We start from the raw sequence: 18,275 nt of genomic DNA on the forward strand, positions 1-18,275 counted from the left end.
TTAAATATCCAATTCCTCTTTCTTCTTTTCTAACGTTGTCTTTCCATAAACTTCTTGCAGCTTCTTTTCAATTTCTTTACATCCTTTTTTAATTTCACCTAATTTATCCGTTATAGTACGTTTTTGTTGCACCAAAGGTTCTCGATGTGTTTTCGCCCATATAGCCATTTCTTCTTGATTCATTTCTAACATTCCTATCGCAACATCTTTCATCATCCTTTTCAAAATGGCATCCACATGATTTAGTTCTTTACTGATTTTTGAAAAATCTTTTTTTATCTGTTCTTCTTCAATACTAAGTTCTTTTAATTTTTTTTCTAAATCAGGGGATTGGTAAATCAAAGAAATTCTATTGAAACGTCTTTGCAGGTTTTCTTGCATATATAACGCATACTTTTGATACCCTGTCATATTCGCATATTCACTTTCAGAATAACGAAAACTAATCTTGTTATCTTTAAGAAATGCTTTGGTGATGTCATCCTGTACCTTTTGTTCACCATTTTGATATTCTTTAATTCGATTCAAGATTTCCACATCTGTTTTTTTGTTAGTAATCCTCTTTTTTAATCCTTCGAGGCTATAGTTTTCATCTTTTAGACGATTCAATCTTAAATATCTTTTCCCTTTAGGTAATTTAACGGATATTTGGCGGTTGTTTTTTTGCGTCTTATCTTCAACCAGCCCCTTTAAATAATCAAAGCTAATCTTTCTTGTCCCATTTTCATCTTCTAATTGAATTACTTTATTAGGGTCTTTTATACTAAATTCCGCTATTTGAATACCTTTTTTTGTGGTTGAAATAACCACATCATTTCTATCGACTGTAACGATTGATTTAGTGTAGGGAACTCGAAAAGCAAACGTATTTTCGTCTACTTTGCGAAACAATTTTTGATGAATTGTAAAAGCTAAATCATTTTTTCCCTTAATATCTCCCTTAACATCATAGCCTACTGCCTGAAGGTAGTTAAATAAATCCTCTACATTGCTAATTCTCGGCAATATTGCATCGATTGTTTTCATGAGTATTTCTCGGTCGGATAAACGATTATTCAACCAACTATAATAATGTTTAGCTTCATAATCTTTTGTTTCTTCCAAGAAAGGTAATCCCATTTGTTCACATACCCGATCGGATATTTCTTTTAGTTTGGGTAAGTCTTTTTTGTAATTCATCCGCAAGGTTTTCCCTGTAATATTAGAAATTGAATTAACAACAATATGAGCATGAATGTGGGTTTTGTCGGTATGAACAGCGATACAATGGTCATATTCACCATTAAAAGCTTGTTTCATATATTCCTCGGCAGCTTCATAACACTCCTCGGGCGAAACAGTGTCAGGTGGAAAACTCATAATCATATGAAATCCTGTTATTTTGTTTTTCTTCAAATTTGATTGTTTACTTCGCCATTGTAAGCCAACAATAGACGTATCTATGGTGGATGTTGTTGATGTCAAAAAATCTTCAACTTTATCTGGGTTTAGGATGTAATCAATCGTACTTTGAACATTACCATGTAAATGTTTGATTTTTAGTGTTGCCACAAGTTTTCCACCCTTTCTGTTCGATAAGAAGGACAACTGTCCTTTTTATCTTTCAATTTCTTTTTCTTTTTTAGGAATAGGACTTTCTTTTTGTTTGTATTCTTTTTTCGTTATTTCTTTTAGTTTGCTTAATTTTAAACTTTCCTTCTTAGTCTTAGCACGTTTACTTCCATCTTCAGCTTCGAGTTGTTCTTCTTTTTGAATACGATCTGCTTTGCGGATGCCTTTATTTTCTTTTGCTAATTTTGAGATTTCTAAGGCTTCATCATACATGCGGATTAGCTTATCACCCTTGATTGTTACCTTATCAATTTTTTCATATTCTCCATTTTCTTTTTTTCTACCAATAAAATGAATATTAACATCTCTTTCTTTGAGCATATAGAAGTAACAACCTTTTATATAGAATTTATTAGTAACGTCCTTTCCGGTTTCAACGTTATACAACGTAAATTTCTGATTCGGGAATTTCGGTTTTTCCAAAATGATATTTTCGGCAATTTCCGTCTTGACTGGATATGTCGTCCCATCTGAACGTCTGCCAACTAAATTCAATCCGATTCTTGATGCTGGTAAATTAACATAGCCAACACGTTGATTTAAGTTAATATTGTTTTCATCATATCCAAAATCTAAATTTCTAAAGTTATCTTTTGGAATGAAAACTTCAGCCATCATCATTCTTCTATTCGTTTCAATATTATTACGGTTTTTTAATTCATAATTTTTCACTTCTTTAATCATTCCTACCGTAAAATGGAATGGAGCAACTGGTTTATTCGGGTCATCAATAGCCTTTATTAATGATTTTTCCTCTTGCACTTGTTCTTGTTTTTTAATTTCACTCATATATTTTTTCTCCTTTTATTTTTTGAATTTACGAACAATGAATAATTAGATTTCTTTTTATGGTGGTTGATATTGATATGCACAAAACATTCTCTTCTCCTTTCTATCTTTCCAACTCTTTTTCTTTTTTAGGAATGAAACACAAAAAGCAGCCATAACCCTGACTGCTTTGCTTTGAATTCCACACTATCATTTTGTCATAAGTGTTTTTGAAAAACACTATCGTTTTTACACTGGATTTTCATCGAGAAATTCGTCATGTTCTTCTTCAATTCCATCAAAAAACCATTCTTCAGTTTTGATAGGATAGCTTTTTCGTTTGTAAAAAAGCATTCGTTTACCTTCGTAAAAATCAAAACCTGTAATAATAACATCAGGGTCTTTGAATAATGCTAAATATTTAGCATTATCTTTGAATTGTTCATCACTCATGTATCGGTCAAAATCTTCAATGGTCATTTCTTGTCCGCTTGGTAAAATCATTTTTTGTTCGGCTATTGCTTGTGTATCAATTTCATCAACAATATTTTTATAATTTTCTAAATTGTTATATCTATTTTTTAATTCATCATTAGATAAAGAAACAACGGAAATAGTCATCAGTTTTCTTTCTGTTAATAATTTAAGATTTTCTTTTTTTAATATGTCGAAAATTTCCTTGCTCTTGGTTTTCATCATGCTAATATTTGAAACGCCAATTTCCAATGATTCTTTTATTTCATCTAATTTATTTTTTAAGAAGTCTTGATTATAAAAATATTTTAATTTGGTTAATTCATTAATTTTCTTGATTCCTTGATTCAAATTTCTTCCTACTTGATTTAGTTCTCTATAATAGTTGACTAAATTTTTATTGAACCGATCTAATATTTTTATATCCTCTATCAAATTTACATTTAACATTTTCCCGTCCAAACAAGTTAATAGTAAGTCTGAAATGGAAATATCTAATTTATTGGATATTTTTTTAATAGTTTCATATTCATGTTTCGTACAACGAAAATGAATTTGCCTATTTTTCTTTTGTTCTTCCATTTTTTTCTCTCCTTCTTTTTGCAAAATAAAAATTAAATTTATTTTGCTACTTAAAAAATACTAAGGGTTTGGGAATGTCCCAAAAAGCTCATTGTGGTACACAAAGTGGTACACAATGGCACGTGTACACAAAACCTTGTGTACACAGGTGCTTAGCTTGCGAAAATGTTAGAGGGGAAAAATTTCCCCCTAACATGGCTGATAGAAAAATCTTTATTACAAAGGATTTTTATTACTTGCTTCATTTGGTGATACATCAATTTCATCACTTTCCTCAATTTTTTTAACCACACTATCAAAAATTTTTTGTATTTTTTCTTCCTGTTTTAAGGAAAAAGCTAATTTTTCTTTTTCAATTTTTAGTTGCCTTTTTAGATTTTCTAAATTGGAACTTTCAAAAATTTTTTTGTTTTTTTGTTCATTTTGCTCTTTCAATCGCTTTACTTTTTGCTCAAAAACTTCTTTGTTTTTGATGTTTTCTCTTTCAATTCTTTTCTCTAATTCTTCATTATTTTTTAAAATTGCTTGTTCATTTTTTGAAATTTTTTGTTCTAAATTTCTGACTTTTCGATTCTGTTTTTCTATCATTCCTAAAAAATAATTCATACTTTTTGATTATCTCCTTTCTTATTTTTCAAAATTTTTTTGTTGATTTTTTAAAAATTTTTCTCCTAAGTTTCTAACTTTTTGATTCTGTTTTTCTATCATTCCTAAAAAATAATTCATGCTTTTTGATTATCTCCTTTCTTATTTTTTTGAAATTTTCAAACGAAAAAAGCGGAATTACTCCACTTTATTTTTCAAAATATTAATTAGTTCAATCATAGAATTTATTTCATCAACATTAAATTCTCTTTCTATTTCATCCTCATTCTTTCTTATTTTTTCTAAAATTTTAATCGCTTTTTTGATTAATTTTTTCATGTCTACTTCATTACTTGTTATTGAATTAGATTGATTATCGTTTGCATCTTGATTAAAATGATGTCTCCTTCTTCTAACCGTTCTGGATGATATACCTAATTTTTTAGCAATCCAATCATCTTTTTTTCCCTCAGGTCTTCGATTTTCTTGTACCAATTTTTCATACTCTTTTTCAAAAAAATCAAATTCGATTTTATTGGTTTCTTCATTTTTTTGTCGCTGTATGTTACTTTCGATAATTTGTTTCAAATGACTTTCTTCGTCGAAATTTTCTTGAATGATACATTCAATTTTGCTGTCAATTAATCCGCTTTCGCTTAATTGCAACACAGCGTTATATCGTGTATGTCCACTGATTATTTCGTATTTCCCATTTTCTTTTTTGAAAACGGTAATTGGATTAATCAATCCAATTTCCAGGATTGATTCCTTGATTGCTTCGACTTTCAAATTATAATCTTCTTCGTTGACTGCTTCGTAAAAATTCTTGTTAGACTTTTCGATTTCATTTAAATCTAACTTGTGTATTTTTCTTTTTTCGCCATTTATTAATTCTCTTAAACTCATATTCTTTTTCTCCTTTTTCGATGTTTGACACTTTCTATAAGCACGTCCACCAAAGCCAAAGTGGGTAACACAAGGTGGAGATTCGTTAGAATACTACCTTGTGTTGTTGGCTGGTGGACTGAATACTGAACATTTCTATTACTGAAATACTCTATTACTTTTATTGTTTGTTACTAAAAGTAGATAAAAAGTTGGTAATTTTTTTACCAACTTTTGAGAAGAGAGTAGCCAATTTTTTATCTTGACTACACTATCATTTTGTCATAAATGTTTTTGAAAAACACTATCGTTTTTACACTGGATTTAACAATAATTTAACAAATTATTGCCCAGCCAATTAAGGTTACTAAATAGATACCCCTCGTAATTATGAAACTTTCTAAGAATCAAACTGGTTAATATAAATAAAGATAGGGAGTTATCTTTCTCCCTATCTTTGCTTAAACTCAATCACTTCTACTTCTAATGTAAGAAACAATAATCTCTAAAAATTTGCTCAATCAACCTCACTTCTTCTTTTGATAATCGACGATGGGTAATTTTTTCCAATATACCCACTCATTTATTGTTTGCCTTTTCTACATCATCAAATTCATCGTAGTACATTCCCCACGTATGATTAAAAGGTCTAATTTTTTCAGAATCTTTCTCTATATCACTTTTTTTCAAATTTGTGTTGCTTGGCTCATTTGGCAATAAGCCTTTCCTGCTATTTACCCATGATGTTTCTCCAGAATTGTTAAATGTTTCATTTGTTCTCCTTGTTGAAATGAAATTCTATTAAATTCGCTAACATTAAGTATTCTTCTGCGAATTTAGTATTTTTATGAGTTTCTTTAACTTTTTTTCTAAATTCTTCTAAAGTTCCACAGAAGCATCCGCACACAACGCCTATAGACCCATCTTTCTGCTTAAAAAAGCTTGTATATCTACCTCGCAAACCGAGGCTTTTAACATATACATAATCTGCCTCACTACTAACCACTGCTTCACCTTCAACCCTTGCGTTTCCATCGATCCATGCGGCACTTTCAACCACTGCGTTGCCATCGACCTTTGTGTCACTTTCAACCACTGCGTTGCCACTAATCCATGCGTTATCTGTTACCACTGCGTTACCTTTGACCACGGCATCATCTTTGACCCATGCGTCGCCACTAACCACTGCGTTATCATAGACCGTTGCGTTACCTTCAACCCAAGCATTACCTGTAACCACAGCATTATCTCTGACCACGGCATTTCCACCAACCACGGCGTTATCATTAACTAAGGCGTTACCTTTGACCCAAGCCTTACCTGTTTGGCTTAAATTTCTTTCGTCTTGAATATAGCCACCTAAGTCTCCAGCCTTTACATCTCCAAAATCAATTAAAGCTTTGATTCTATGCAATTTAATTCCATTAAATGTCTTTATTTCTGATGTTAATTCGTATTTTTTGTTCTCCATGTTTTTTTAATCTCCTTTCAAAACAAACTTAAAACTTCATCCTGCCCATAATTCATATAAATAGCTTCTGTACGCTTTATGCTATTTTCCGCAGTAGTTACTTTAATTTCTTTTCTCCAACCAACTAAATACTCATCATATAAATTATTTTCATAACTGCTTATCATCACTTTTCCTTTATGCCCCTTCAAAGCTTCCAGGAGCTTAATATGTTGTTTATCCGTCATTTCATATTCATATAAATAATTCTTTCTTAAAATCAAAGGGTATGGTGGATCTGCATAAATAAATACTTCTTTTTTGTTATATCTTTCAATCAAAGTTAAAGCGTCTTGATTTTCAATTTGTGCTTCTTGAAGCCTTTTAGAAGCCATTTGCAGAATTTTTGGAAATTCATTCCACAACGAAGTAGTTCTAGGGCTTAAATGACCAATGCTAGATCGAAAACCATTCTTATATTTGTTGCTACATCCAAAACCTTGGCAGCATCGAACAGCGAACCGTCTAGCATTCTCAACATCGTCATCCGTTTTCTGAAAAGATTCTTCATATTCTTGTCGACAATATGGTGTTAATTCTAATAGTTTAATCAACTCTTCAGGTCTATCTCTTAAAACCTTAAAATAATTAAACACTTCCAAGCTTAAGTCATTAATCGTCTCAATCCTTGATGGCTTTTTGTTAAAAAACACTGCTCCACCACCAAAGAACGGTTCTAAATACACATCATGTTCAGGAATATAGCTCACTATCCAGCCCGCTATCCTGGTTTTACTTCCGGGATATTTCAAAACATTTTTCATTCTTTTCTCCTGTCTAATGGATTGTTTTACAAATATGTTTATTGTCTGCAATTTCATCAATGAATTCTGATGAAAATCCAGTGTATGAAATAAATAATTTTTCTTTCGATCTCGTCAAAGCCACATAAGCTAAACGTCTTTCTTCCTCTTTTCCTTTCCTTCCCCCTAAGGCTTTTTTGTTAGGAAAAACACCATCATCCATGTCAACCACAAATACTGTGTGAAATTCTAACCCTTTAGCTGAATGAACACTCATCAGCTTAACTTTATCAACGTTTTCATCGTACTTTTGGCTTCTCAAAAATACTTGCTCTAGGTATACAAACAGTGATTCATTTGGATATTCACTTTCAAAGGAATCTAAATCTTTGAAAAACTCAATAATATTTTCTTTTCTTTCGCCGGTTCCATCATAATTTAATAGTTCAAAGTAACCTAAATCGGATAATAAACCATTAGTAAACTCTGAAAATTTTATTTTTTGCGTCTGTAATAATTCTCTCCATTTAAGAATAATCGCTTTGAAATTTTCTATACTTTTTTTTGTTTTTTCGGTTGTTTCAAGTTTTGACAAGGCTGTGAAAAGACTAATTTTTTCTTCTCCTGCTAATTCTAAGCCTTTTTCAATCGTTGTTTTACCAATAAAACGTTTTGGTTTATTAATAATTCTCATTAAAGATAAATCATCTTCTAACACGATTACTCTTAAAAAAGCTAATACATCCTTAATTTCCATTCGGTCAAAGAAACGATAACCACCATATATTCCATAAGGAATATCGTATACATCCATTTGATTCTCCACTTCTCTTGACAAATAGTTTGCTCGATATAATACAGCAATATCTCTATACTTCACCCCTTTTTCATGAAGATTGATTATTTTCTTTGCCACAAAAGCACATTCTCGTTTTCTATTTTTGAACCAGTTTACCTGAACCTTTTCACCACTTTTTTTAGTGAAAAGATTTTTTTCAATTCGTTCTTTGTTGTTTTTAATCAGTTGGTTTGCTACTTCTAAAATACTTTTACTTGAACGATAATTCTGCTCTAGCAGAACTGTTTTCAAACTAGGATAAGCTTCTTCTAAATTGTCAATAATTTCAACCTCTGCCCCACGCCATGTATAAATGCTTTGGTCAGGGTCGCCTACAACAAACAAGTTATTCTTTTCTCCAACCAATAAACGTATTAATTGAAATTGTTGCTTGTCTATATCTTGAAATTCATCTACTAAAATATGGGTAAATTTTTCTTGCCAATACTTCAAAAAATCCTCGTTTTTTTCTAAGAGTTCAACGCTTTTAATGATAAAGTCATCAAAATCATAAACATACAATTTTTCTTGTTTTTTTAGATATTCTTCATATATTTGCACTAATTTTTTCTTCGCATTTTGACTATACAATTCCTGTGCCCTTTGTTTCTTGGTTTTAGCGTTAGAAATAAATGTTTTAGCAGAAGTATACGGAATTTCTTGTTTGTAAAACCCAAAGGTTTCATAAATTTCTTCCAAAATATTATCTTGGTCTTTTGAATCTAAAATACCAAAATTTCTAAAATCATCATTGAACTCACTTTCACTGCGTAAAATTTTTAAGCCCAAAGAATGCACTGTACAAATGGTTGGAGAATGACCCATTTCCCCAATCATTTTAAAAACTCTATTTCGCATTTCATTCGCCGCCTTATTCGTAAAAGTAATCGCTAGAATTTGGCTGGGACTTTCTTTCTTTTCTTCCATCAAATATACAATTCTACTTGTTAGTACTTTTGTCTTCCCTGAACCTGCTCCAGCAACAACTCTTAGATATTTTTCTTCACTGACAACCGCTTCTTTTTGTTGCTCGTTAAATTCTTCTAAATTAATCATCGTCTTTTTCCTTTCATTCAGATTACTTTCACTTTCTATAAGCTGCTTTTAACAAACGAAAACGAAAAGGTGGAGATTCGTTAGAATACTACCTTGTAGTTGAAGTGGAAAAGCAGAATACTAAGATTTTTTATTACCGAAAAGTTTTAATTTAACTCAACTCGGCTATTTTTTTAATCATTCTTTTTTTATAATTAATTCCACAATTATCTTGAATTGCATAATTGATAATTTCTTCATCTTTTATATTGCCAATTGTTCCTAAGTTTTCTAAAAAGCCAATTTTTGAAAACTTGTCAGGATAAATTAGTCTATAAAAGATAAATAAGGTATAAATAGCACGTTTTAGATAGATATAGAATTGTTGCCCATGGTAAGATGTAAAATTTGGGTCTGCATACCTATATTCATTTAAGGTTTCTAATTCTTTTTTCAATAGAAATTTTTCTACTTTTTTAGTATTTACGGATAATACAAAGGTTTTTATTTTTTGGTATAAATCATCTTTTATGTCTTCTTGGAACAAATGAATTTGAATGATTCTCTCAACCTTATCTTTAAAATCAGGTATAAAAATGTAAGCGAATTGGTACATTACATTTCTAAAAATTAGCTCATTCTTCTTAATTTTCTTAAACTTTTTTCTTTGAATAATATATTCATCGAAGAATACTTGTTCCTGTGGAAGTAATTTAGGAATGATTTTTTCCACTTTCTTTTTTAAAGTTTTATATTCTTCCACTTTTGAAATGAGATGGATTAGATTTTTGTCTGCATCGACAAAGGAAGAATGGTCTGGTGGCAATTTATCAAAGGAATTACCATTAAAATGAACATAATCCATTATTTCCGTTGAAATTTCATGAAATAGAATTTGACGATACGTATCTAATATTTTTTTCACTTGTTCAAAACAGTCAATTTCGTATTGTTTTAATTGCTGTATATCATCAAAATCGAATTGCATTTGTATATGTTTTTTAATCTTCAATCTTGTCATCTTAATTCACCCCTTCTCTAATTTCATCAAGCAATTCATCAAAATAATTTCGTAAAATCACACATGAATTTTCGGCTATGTCACATCTTGTTGCTTTCAATGCATGCCACTGATTGTTGATTTGAAATTTTCCCACTTTAAAAACATCTTTGAATTGATTTAATAACGCTATTAGTCGTTTTCTTACGCTTTCTTCCTTGTTTTTTGCGTATAAATAATTAATTTCATTTTCTACGTATCGAATTAGTGCATTATTAGCTATGTAAATACGCTTAATCCATCTATTAAATGCTTTGTGGATGTTATTTCTTCGTATAATGAATTTCTTTTTAATCTTGAAATTAGCGAATGTTGCCTTTAAAGCATTTATAAAAAATTCAAAAAATATCTTCATTTTGTTAATGAAATCATCAGATTTATCTTTAAAACAGAATATCCTTGTTTTTGTTGGGCAAAAAATCTCCCTTATTGGATTACCATCTTTATCCAATACGGATTCACCTTTTTTGTGGACTACTATTGCATCAGGGTCATCTTTTTTTGTTAATTTTCCTGTTTTTTTATTGATGATATGGTCTTTTTTATACACTTTTTTATAAAAATTAAGTCCATCGGCTAAAGAAGCTCTATCGTAAATGAAAATATGGATATATTTAGCTTTCTTTTTGTATGAAAACCACGATATGAATGGTAAACTTCTCTCCATTGTTTCAATGCTTCTAATGAATTCTTCAACTATCTTTTCTCGACTAGCTTTTGTGACTGTTCCTTGCGGCAAAAGTAAATCAAAAATGACACCATATCTTGGTTTTTGATTCATTAAATATTTTCTTCGCCTTTTTAATTCAAATTCTTTCATCAATCCAATTAATTTTTTCGTACATTTCAAAAATGTTGGCTCGATAATATCCATATCTCCGAATCCAAAGAGAACATCTGAACAATAAAGATTTAATATTTCCTTTTCTAAAGTATCTAAATTTCTAACTACTCGAAAATGCAAATAACCATTTAATTCATTTGTTGATTTATCAAGAAACAATTCCATACTCTCTCTCCTCTCTTTTTCTATTAGTGATTTATGGTTTGTGAAAAATTGTGAAAAAAATACATTCCATATATTCACTAATAAGGTGCTTATTCGTTAGAAAGGATTTTTTTAAAGAAAAAACATCAAGTTATTTTCTTTTAACTTGATGTTTTTAACTTATATATTCTTTGTTTTCCTACTCTTATTTAAGGTTTTTTGCATTTACTTTTCGATTTACACTATCGAACCGCTATTATGAATGTTCAGTGATAATGTCTTAATAGATGTTCAGTGAAAATGTCCCGATTATTGATTAAAGATAGTGAGGCATTGTTTTACATCTCTTTCTCCATTTTATTATTTTCTAGTCATTGGAGGAACAAATGAAGAGGATACGATTATCTATGAAAGAACAAGAAAAATATTTAACAATCAAAGATTTAATTGACCATCACGGCAATAAGAAACGAGCAGCTTTAAAACTTGGTGTTTCTATTCGTACAATCAATCGTTTAATTATTGTCTATCGGAATAAAGGAAAAGCCGGTTTCGTTCACGGAAACAGAAACCGACCATCTGCTCATTGCCTCACACAAGAATTAAGCTCTCACATCATACATCTTTATCAATCGATTTATCAAGATGCGGGCTTTAATTTTTCTCATTTCACCCAATTCTTAAGTGAAAAACATGATATCCATGTCAGTCTTTCTTCGGTTAGAAGAATTTTAAATGAAGTAGGTATCTTCTCCCCTAATGAACACCGCTGTTCAAAAAAGAAAAGAAGTATCATGTCTTTAAAACAAACGAAACCGACTCTCACGGATACGGAACTAAATGTGGCTGTCAATCATGAATTAAGTTTACAACTAGCTCATCCAAGAAAAGCTCGATGTAAGAATTTTGGGGAAGAAATACAAATGGATGGCTCTATTCATAATTGGTTTGGTGAAAATAAGGCAACACTACATCTAGCGATTGATAATGCCACAGGCGTGATTGTAGGTGCTTATTTTGACAAGCAAGAAACACTTCACGGCTATTATCACTGTTTTCACCAAATCCTTTCTAACTATGGCGTACCCTATCAATTTCTTACCGATAGACGAACTGTTTTTGAGTATGAAAGACGCACGAATAAATCGGCTGAAAATGATGTCTTAACGCAATTCGGTTATGCCTGTAACACTCTTGGCGTTACCATTGAAACTTCCGGTGTTAGCCAATACAAGGGGCAAATAGAAAGAGCGAATAGAACCTTTCAAGACCGCTTAGTTAGTGAGTTAAAAATGGAGAATATAACAACCATAGAAAAAGCCAACCAATATCTTATTGAAACCTTCGTACCTAATTTTAATAGGCGTTTTGCTCAAGATTATACGAAATACCCTTCGGTAATAGAAAGTAGTCCCGGCGAAGAGACAATCAATCTAACATTATCAGTTATATGCGAAAGAAAATTCGATAATGGCTCCTGTATAAGCTATAAAAACAAATATTACCAAGCCTATAATCAAAATAATCAATTAATCGCCTTTAAGCCTAAGACAAAAGCCTTAGTCATTAAAACCCTAAACAATACCCTATACGTAACGGTAGATGATTGTGTGTATGCTCTATTTGAATTAGAAAAGAACAAGAAAGTCTCTGCAAATTTTGACACTGATGACACAAAAGAAAAAAAGCCGAAACAGGTACATATACCGCCAATGAGTCATCCTTGGAAAAGAGATTCATTTATTCGTCAACAACAAAGAGCACATCAACACAAGCAATTTACACGATGATAGTAAGCTTTAAAATAGCGAGAAATCTCTAATCAAGATTCCCCGCTTATATTACAAATTTTTTGGGACATTTTCACTGAACATTGACATAGAAAAACGATTCTATCGAACCGCTTTCCTGCTCATTATTCTTCCATTAACTTCACGCCTGAAGAAGTTCCGATACGTTCTGCTCCAGCTTCAATCATTGCATGTAAATCAGCTTTTGAACGAACACCTCCAGCAGCCTTTACTTTAATCGCTTCACCAGCAGCAACTTTCAAAATCTTCACATCTTCTACAGTTGCTCCATGAGTTGAAAAACCGGTGCTTGTCTTAACGAAATCAGCACCACCTAAGATAACATCCTTAGTTGCTCTTGTCTTTTCTTCATCTGTTAATAAACAAGTTTCAATGATGACCTTTAAACAATGATTACCACAAGCTTCCTTAACTGCCTTTATTTCATCAATCACATATTGATCATTGCCATCCTTTAATTGACCAATGTTTAAAACCATATCAATTTCATCAGCACCCATTTCAAGGGCATTCTTTGTTTCAAAAACCTTTGTAGCGCAAGTCATTGCACCCAATGGAAAACCAATGACACAAGCTGTTAAAACATCCGAACCTTTTAAAGCTTCCTTAACAGTTGGAATCCAACTTGGATTTACCATGCAAGTCATAAAGCTATATTTTTTCGCTTCCTCGCATAATTGAAGAATTTGTGCCTTCGTTGCGTCTGGTTTTAATAGTGTATGATCAATATATTTGTTCAAATTCATAATCTTCTCCTTCCTTGATCAAAACGTATTTTTTCAATACTTCTTTGATAATTATAACATCTCCTTGATAAGAATAACGACCAATATCACGTTCCATAAACTTTTGATTGCCTTTACCAAGAACTAAGACTGTATCTTCCGGATCAGCCAACTCCAAAGCTTGGCGTATCGCATCATAACGATCAGAAATAATCAAATAGGGCTTCTCTTTAATTCCTTTCGCAATTTCCTCTGCTATGGCTCTTGGACTTTCATTACGAGGATCATCTTCTGTCAGAATAATCATATCGCAATACTGATCCATCAATTCACCAACTTTTTCTCGCTTGCTCTTATCTTTTTTGCCGGCTGAACCATTGACTATAATAATGCGACATTTCTTTGGGGTAATCGAAGTAGCGTATTCCAACACTCTTGATAAGCCTTCTACTGTATTTGCCATATCGACTAAAATATTAAAGTTTTGTCCCTCATCAATGACTTCCATACGCCCTTCAATGCGACTTAAAGATTTAATTCTTTCTTGAATAACTTCCATATCTAAGCCAGCCTCATGCAAAGCCGCAATCGCAGCTGCTACATTCATTAAGTTAAAGCAAGAAACCAAATTCGTTTCCATAGCGTATTCTTGATCATACACTCTCAAGTGAAAACTAGTGCCATCATTTTTAATACGATATTGACGGATAGAGTACATCGCTTCTTCACTCATACCATAAGTAACCACCCGAGCATCACTATCTTCCACCATCTTCAAACCATAAGGATCATCTATATTCATAATGGCGCAAGCCTTATCATCCAAATCATCAAAGAACTTCTTCTTAGCTTCAAAATAATTTTTCATACTACCATGAAAATCTAGGTGGTCATGATTTAAATTTGTAAAAATTGCATAATCAAAGTGGACACCTTGCACACGTTTTTGTTCAATGCCAACAGAGGTAACTTCCAAAGTCGCCGCCTTCATATCCGCATCCACCATTTCTTTTAGAATGGAATGCAAATCAATAATCGTTGGGGTAGTCAATAATGGCTGTAATTTTACTGCTCCATAGGTAATTGAAATACTACCAATATTCCCGGTCGGTATGATTGGATTTAAAATCTCTTGAATGATTTTAGCCGTTGTACTCTTTCCATTTGTACCGGTCACCCCAAACATTTGTAAGTGATGGGATGGTTCGCCATAAAACACATTCGCAACCGCATTGAAAGTATCCACAACATCATCTACACGAAAATAAAGAATGCCCTCTTCATAATGGGATAATTCTTCACTATGGACAACCGCAATCGCACCATTTAAAATTGCATCCTGAACGAATTGATGCCCATCAAAACGCATTCCCTTAACACAAAAGAATAAACTATTCGCTCTCTTTTTACGGGAATCATCGTTAATAGACTGAATCTCAATTTCTGGAGCCTGTTTAAATAATTGATTTAATAGCACTTTTATATCTCCTTCATAGCCAGAACAGATAGCGCAAAAATAGCGGCTGTTTCTGCCCTTAAGATACGCTTTCCTAAACTAATCGATTGAAATCCCATTTCTTCCAATACTTGAATTTCTTCTAAACTAAAGCCACCTTCAGCACCAATCACAATCGTCGTATCCTTTTTAGAATTTAAATCAAAGAAAGAATGATCTTGCTTTTTAGCTTCATAGGCAACTACATTTTCTTCACTTTGGTAATTCTTTAAATCTTGAAGTCGAACAGCTTCTGTTACTTCTGGAAGGCAATTTCGCTTGCATTGTTGGCTGGCCGCCAAAACGATTTGTTTATAACGTTCTCGTACCTTTTTTTCTTTTTCTTTTTGAACCTTCACTATTGTTCGTGAGCTTGTAAAAGGAACAATTCTTTTCACACCCAATTCCGTTGCTTTTTGAAGAATCCATTCAAACTTCTCTTTTCGGATTAAAGCCATGCACAAAGTAATGTTTTGTTCTAACTCATTTACACAAGAATCTTCTCTTTCAACATAACATTGAAACTTACCATTCATCACTTCTGCTTTCGCAAAGTAAGCCTTTCCTTCATAAACCAGACGAATAAGCTCTTGGTTTAGACGGAGCACATGATGGGCATGGTGTTCTTGTTCCTTGGATAAAGTGTAGATTTGGTCTACTTCCGGTTTTGTTTGACAAAAATATTGATACATGACACAAAAAGGATTATTCCTCTTCCTCCTGTTGTTTTTCTTCCACACGGATACGAACTTCATTAACCTTACGACTATCTGCTTTCGTAATTTGAACAAATAAATTCTCAAATTGGAAAGATTCATTCACTTGAGGAATGTGTTCTAATTGAGCAATTGCCCAACCAGATACCGAGTTATAGTCATCCTCTTCCTCTTCATTCACTTGAATATCAAAGCGTTCAAATAAATCATCCACTTCCGCTTCGCCTTTAACTAAATATTCGTTTTCCGAAATTTTGGTATAGAATTCTTCGACAACGTCATGCTCATCCCAGATTTCCCCAACCAACTCTTCGACAATATCTTCCAATGTAATCAAGCCATCGGTGCCACCCCATTCATCCAAGACGACAGCCATATGGAGCTTTTCTCTTTGTAAAAGCTGTAACAGTTCATAAATATGAGTGTTTGGACTGGTATTAATCACTTTTGTGATGATGGAATGTAAATTAGATTTCTTATGATATAAAAGGTCATAAAAGTCTTTTTCATGAATAACGCCAATAATGTTATCAATGGTTTCTTCATAGACTGGTAAACGGCTATAAGAATTCATGCGGAAAGTTTCTTCGATTTCTTTTAAATCTGCGTTCACATCTACAGCCACAATATCCACACGTGGTGTTAAAACATCTTTTACTTCTAATTCATTAAATTCAATGGCGGCTGAAATTAAAGAAGATTCATGCTCTTGAAGATCACCTTCTTTTTCAGCTTCATCGACCATCGTAATTAAATCATCCGTAATATCACCGTCTTCTTCTTCAATTGGAATCATCTTATTCGTTAACCATTTCCAACCCGATAATAACCAAGTAAATGGTGCAAAAAGGAATATCATTCCTTGGACAAAGCCAACCATAGCACAACTAGAGCGCTCCGGTATCATCTTAGCAATAGATTTCGGTGTAATTTCACCAAACAATAAAACCACCGTGGTAATCACGATTGTCGAAATGGTTGGTCCTTTATCTTGAAAGTAACGAGTAAATAATAAAGTCCCAATGGTTGCTGAAGCAATATTCACAATATTATTTCCAATTAAAACCGTCATTAAAAAGCGATCAAAATCATCGACTATTTTTAAAACTTTCTTGGCATTTTCATTGCCATCGTTCACCATCGAACGCAAACGGATTTTATTGGCGGAGCTAAAACTTGTTTCAATGGCTGAAAAAATACCGGAAAAAAGGATTAAGACTATTAAACTAAATAGATAAACAGAATTGGGAGTCATCGTATATTCTCCCATCTTGTTAGAATTGATATAGGTATTTCAAGGTCCTCCAAAATAGACACATCCTTTCATTGATGGTATTGATTATACCATAGTTTCAAAAAATAAAAAAAACCACTATTTCTAGCGGCTATTTGTCTTAACGGAAGAAAGTGGGAATACTTTCATCTTCATCTGCATCAATACCGAAATCACTTGTTGCTGATTCAATACCAATTTGAGGCGCGTATTCTTCTTTCTTTTCTACTTCATGACCCGGTAAGTCAAATCCAGTTGCGATAACTGAAACGATAATCGCATCTCCTAACTTATCATTAATAGCAACCCCAAAGATTGTATCAATTTCTGTACCGGCCGCATCTTCAATCGTTTCAACCGCTTGACTAGCTTCTTGTAAAGTAACACTAGGGCCACCTGTCACATTGATAATAGCGTTCTTAGCACCTTGAATTTGAGCTTCTAACAATGGTGATTGAATAGCACGTAAAGCCGCTTCTTCAGCCTTATTGTCACCTTCTGCCATACCAATACCAAATAAAGCAGTACCTTGACCTTCCATAACAGACTTAATATCCGCAAAGTCCAGGTTTACCATAGCTTGTACCGCAATTAAATCCGTAATGGTTTGAACACCTTGACGTAAGATATTATCTGCTTCTCTAAAGGCTTGATCAAATGGTACAGAACCTAAGACATCTAAGACTTTATTATTCGATATAATAATCAAAGAATCCACGTATTCACGTAAGTTTGAAATACCTTGATTGGCTTGATTGGAACGCTTCTTACCTTCAAATCTAAATGGTGTTGTCACAACACCAATGGTTAAGCAACCCAATTCTTTAGCAACTTTAGCAAACAACGGCGAAGCACCCGTGCCGGTTCCTCCACCCATACCGGCGGTGATGAAGACCATATCAGCGCCTTCCATCTCACGACGGATTTCTTCTTCGCTTTCATCAGCAGCACGGCGCCCATTGTCCGGATTACCACCGGCTCCTAATCCTTCTTTGCCCAATTGAATTTTATTCGCAACTGGAGACATTTCCATTGCTTGTAAGTCTGTGTTAGCAATGTAGAACTCAACGCCTTTAACACCGTCTTGAACCATGCGGTTTACCGCATTGCCACCAGCACCACCAACACCAAAGACTTTAATCTTCGCAACCTGATTGTAAGTTAATTCTGCCATAA

General features: G+C 32.7%; 16 protein-coding genes. 1 reads left to right on the forward strand and 15 read right to left on the reverse strand.

Annotated elements, in window-relative coordinates:
* From JOS54_RS04170 to JOS54_RS04215, 10 genes are all read right to left on the reverse strand, one after another.
* A complete protein-coding gene (locus JOS54_RS04170; RefSeq protein WP_203244382.1) occupies positions 1 to 1,551 on the reverse strand; it encodes a relaxase/mobilization nuclease domain-containing protein in 1,551 nt (516 codons plus the stop codon).
* Between the two features lie 45 nt (positions 1,552 to 1,596).
* On the reverse strand, positions 1,597 to 2,400 hold the full coding sequence (locus JOS54_RS04175) for a hypothetical protein (protein ID WP_203244383.1): 804 nt from the start codon (positions 2,398 to 2,400) through the stop codon (positions 1,597 to 1,599).
* 228 nt (positions 2,401 to 2,628) lie between these two features.
* Positions 2,629 to 3,435: a hypothetical protein gene (locus JOS54_RS04180; RefSeq protein WP_203244384.1), complete on the reverse strand. Its 807-nt coding sequence runs from the start codon at positions 3,433 to 3,435 to the stop codon at positions 2,629 to 2,631.
* A 216-nt stretch (positions 3,436 to 3,651) separates the two neighbouring features.
* Entirely contained in the window at positions 3,652 to 4,041 is a 390-nt protein-coding gene (locus tag JOS54_RS04185; RefSeq protein ID WP_203244385.1) for a hypothetical protein, read from the reverse strand.
* A 177-nt stretch (positions 4,042 to 4,218) separates the two neighbouring features.
* Complete coding sequence (locus JOS54_RS04190; protein WP_203244386.1) at positions 4,219 to 4,926, reverse strand: ParB/RepB/Spo0J family partition protein; 708 nt, start codon at positions 4,924 to 4,926, stop codon at positions 4,219 to 4,221.
* A 748-nt stretch (positions 4,927 to 5,674) separates the two neighbouring features.
* Positions 5,675 to 6,376 carry a hypothetical protein gene (locus tag JOS54_RS04195; RefSeq protein ID WP_203244387.1) on the reverse strand — a complete coding sequence of 234 codons (702 nt, stop codon included), beginning with the start codon at positions 6,374 to 6,376 and terminating at the stop codon, positions 5,675 to 5,677.
* A gap of 17 nt (positions 6,377 to 6,393) precedes the next feature.
* Complete coding sequence (locus tag JOS54_RS04200; protein WP_203244388.1) at positions 6,394 to 7,179, reverse strand: DNA adenine methylase; 786 nt, start codon at positions 7,177 to 7,179, stop codon at positions 6,394 to 6,396.
* Between the two features lie 13 nt (positions 7,180 to 7,192).
* A complete protein-coding gene (locus JOS54_RS04205) occupies positions 7,193 to 9,052 on the reverse strand; it encodes an ATP-dependent helicase (RefSeq protein ID WP_203244389.1) in 1,860 nt (619 codons plus the stop codon).
* A 151-nt stretch (positions 9,053 to 9,203) separates the two neighbouring features.
* Positions 9,204 to 10,052: a hypothetical protein gene (locus tag JOS54_RS04210; RefSeq protein WP_203244390.1), complete on the reverse strand. Its 849-nt coding sequence runs from the start codon at positions 10,050 to 10,052 to the stop codon at positions 9,204 to 9,206.
* Between the two features lies 1 nt (position 10,053).
* Positions 10,054 to 11,100: a hypothetical protein gene (locus JOS54_RS04215; protein ID WP_203244391.1), complete on the reverse strand. Its 1,047-nt coding sequence runs from the start codon at positions 11,098 to 11,100 to the stop codon at positions 10,054 to 10,056.
* A gap of 365 nt (positions 11,101 to 11,465) precedes the next feature.
* On the opposite strand from JOS54_RS04215, the gene JOS54_RS04220 reads away from it, so the two are divergent.
* Positions 11,466 to 12,869 (forward strand): ISNCY family transposase, encoded by a 1,404-nt coding sequence (locus JOS54_RS04220; RefSeq protein ID WP_203244392.1) that lies wholly within the window; start codon positions 11,466 to 11,468, stop codon positions 12,867 to 12,869.
* Between the two features lie 125 nt (positions 12,870 to 12,994).
* On the opposite strand, the gene deoC is transcribed toward JOS54_RS04220, so the two are convergent.
* The 5 genes from deoC to ftsZ form a co-directional block, all read right to left on the reverse strand.
* The gene (gene deoC / locus JOS54_RS04225) at positions 12,995 to 13,636 is read right to left on the reverse strand and encodes a deoxyribose-phosphate aldolase (RefSeq protein WP_203244393.1); all 642 of its coding nucleotides are present in this window, start codon (positions 13,634 to 13,636) and stop codon (positions 12,995 to 12,997) included.
* Complete coding sequence (locus JOS54_RS04230) at positions 13,614 to 15,092, reverse strand: UDP-N-acetylmuramoyl-L-alanyl-D-glutamate--2,6-diaminopimelate ligase (RefSeq protein WP_203244394.1); 1,479 nt, start codon at positions 15,090 to 15,092, stop codon at positions 13,614 to 13,616. Before JOS54_RS04230 ends, deoC begins: the two co-directional genes overlap by 23 nt.
* A 2-nt stretch (positions 15,093 to 15,094) precedes the next feature.
* The gene (locus tag JOS54_RS04235; protein ID WP_203244395.1) at positions 15,095 to 15,802 is read right to left on the reverse strand and encodes a 16S rRNA (uracil(1498)-N(3))-methyltransferase; all 708 of its coding nucleotides are present in this window, start codon (positions 15,800 to 15,802) and stop codon (positions 15,095 to 15,097) included.
* A 13-nt stretch (positions 15,803 to 15,815) separates the two neighbouring features.
* Complete coding sequence (locus JOS54_RS04240) at positions 15,816 to 17,081, reverse strand: HlyC/CorC family transporter (RefSeq protein WP_203244396.1); 1,266 nt, start codon at positions 17,079 to 17,081, stop codon at positions 15,816 to 15,818.
* 139 nt (positions 17,082 to 17,220) lie between these two features.
* A complete protein-coding gene (gene ftsZ, locus JOS54_RS04245; protein WP_203244397.1) occupies positions 17,221 to 18,273 on the reverse strand; it encodes a cell division protein FtsZ in 1,053 nt (350 codons plus the stop codon).
* Positions 18,274 to 18,275 lie beyond the last annotated feature (2 nt).

Source organism: Bulleidia sp. zg-1006 (genome assembly GCF_016812035.1).
Lineage (GTDB): Bacteria > Bacillota_I > Bacilli_A > Erysipelotrichales > Erysipelotrichaceae > Bulleidia.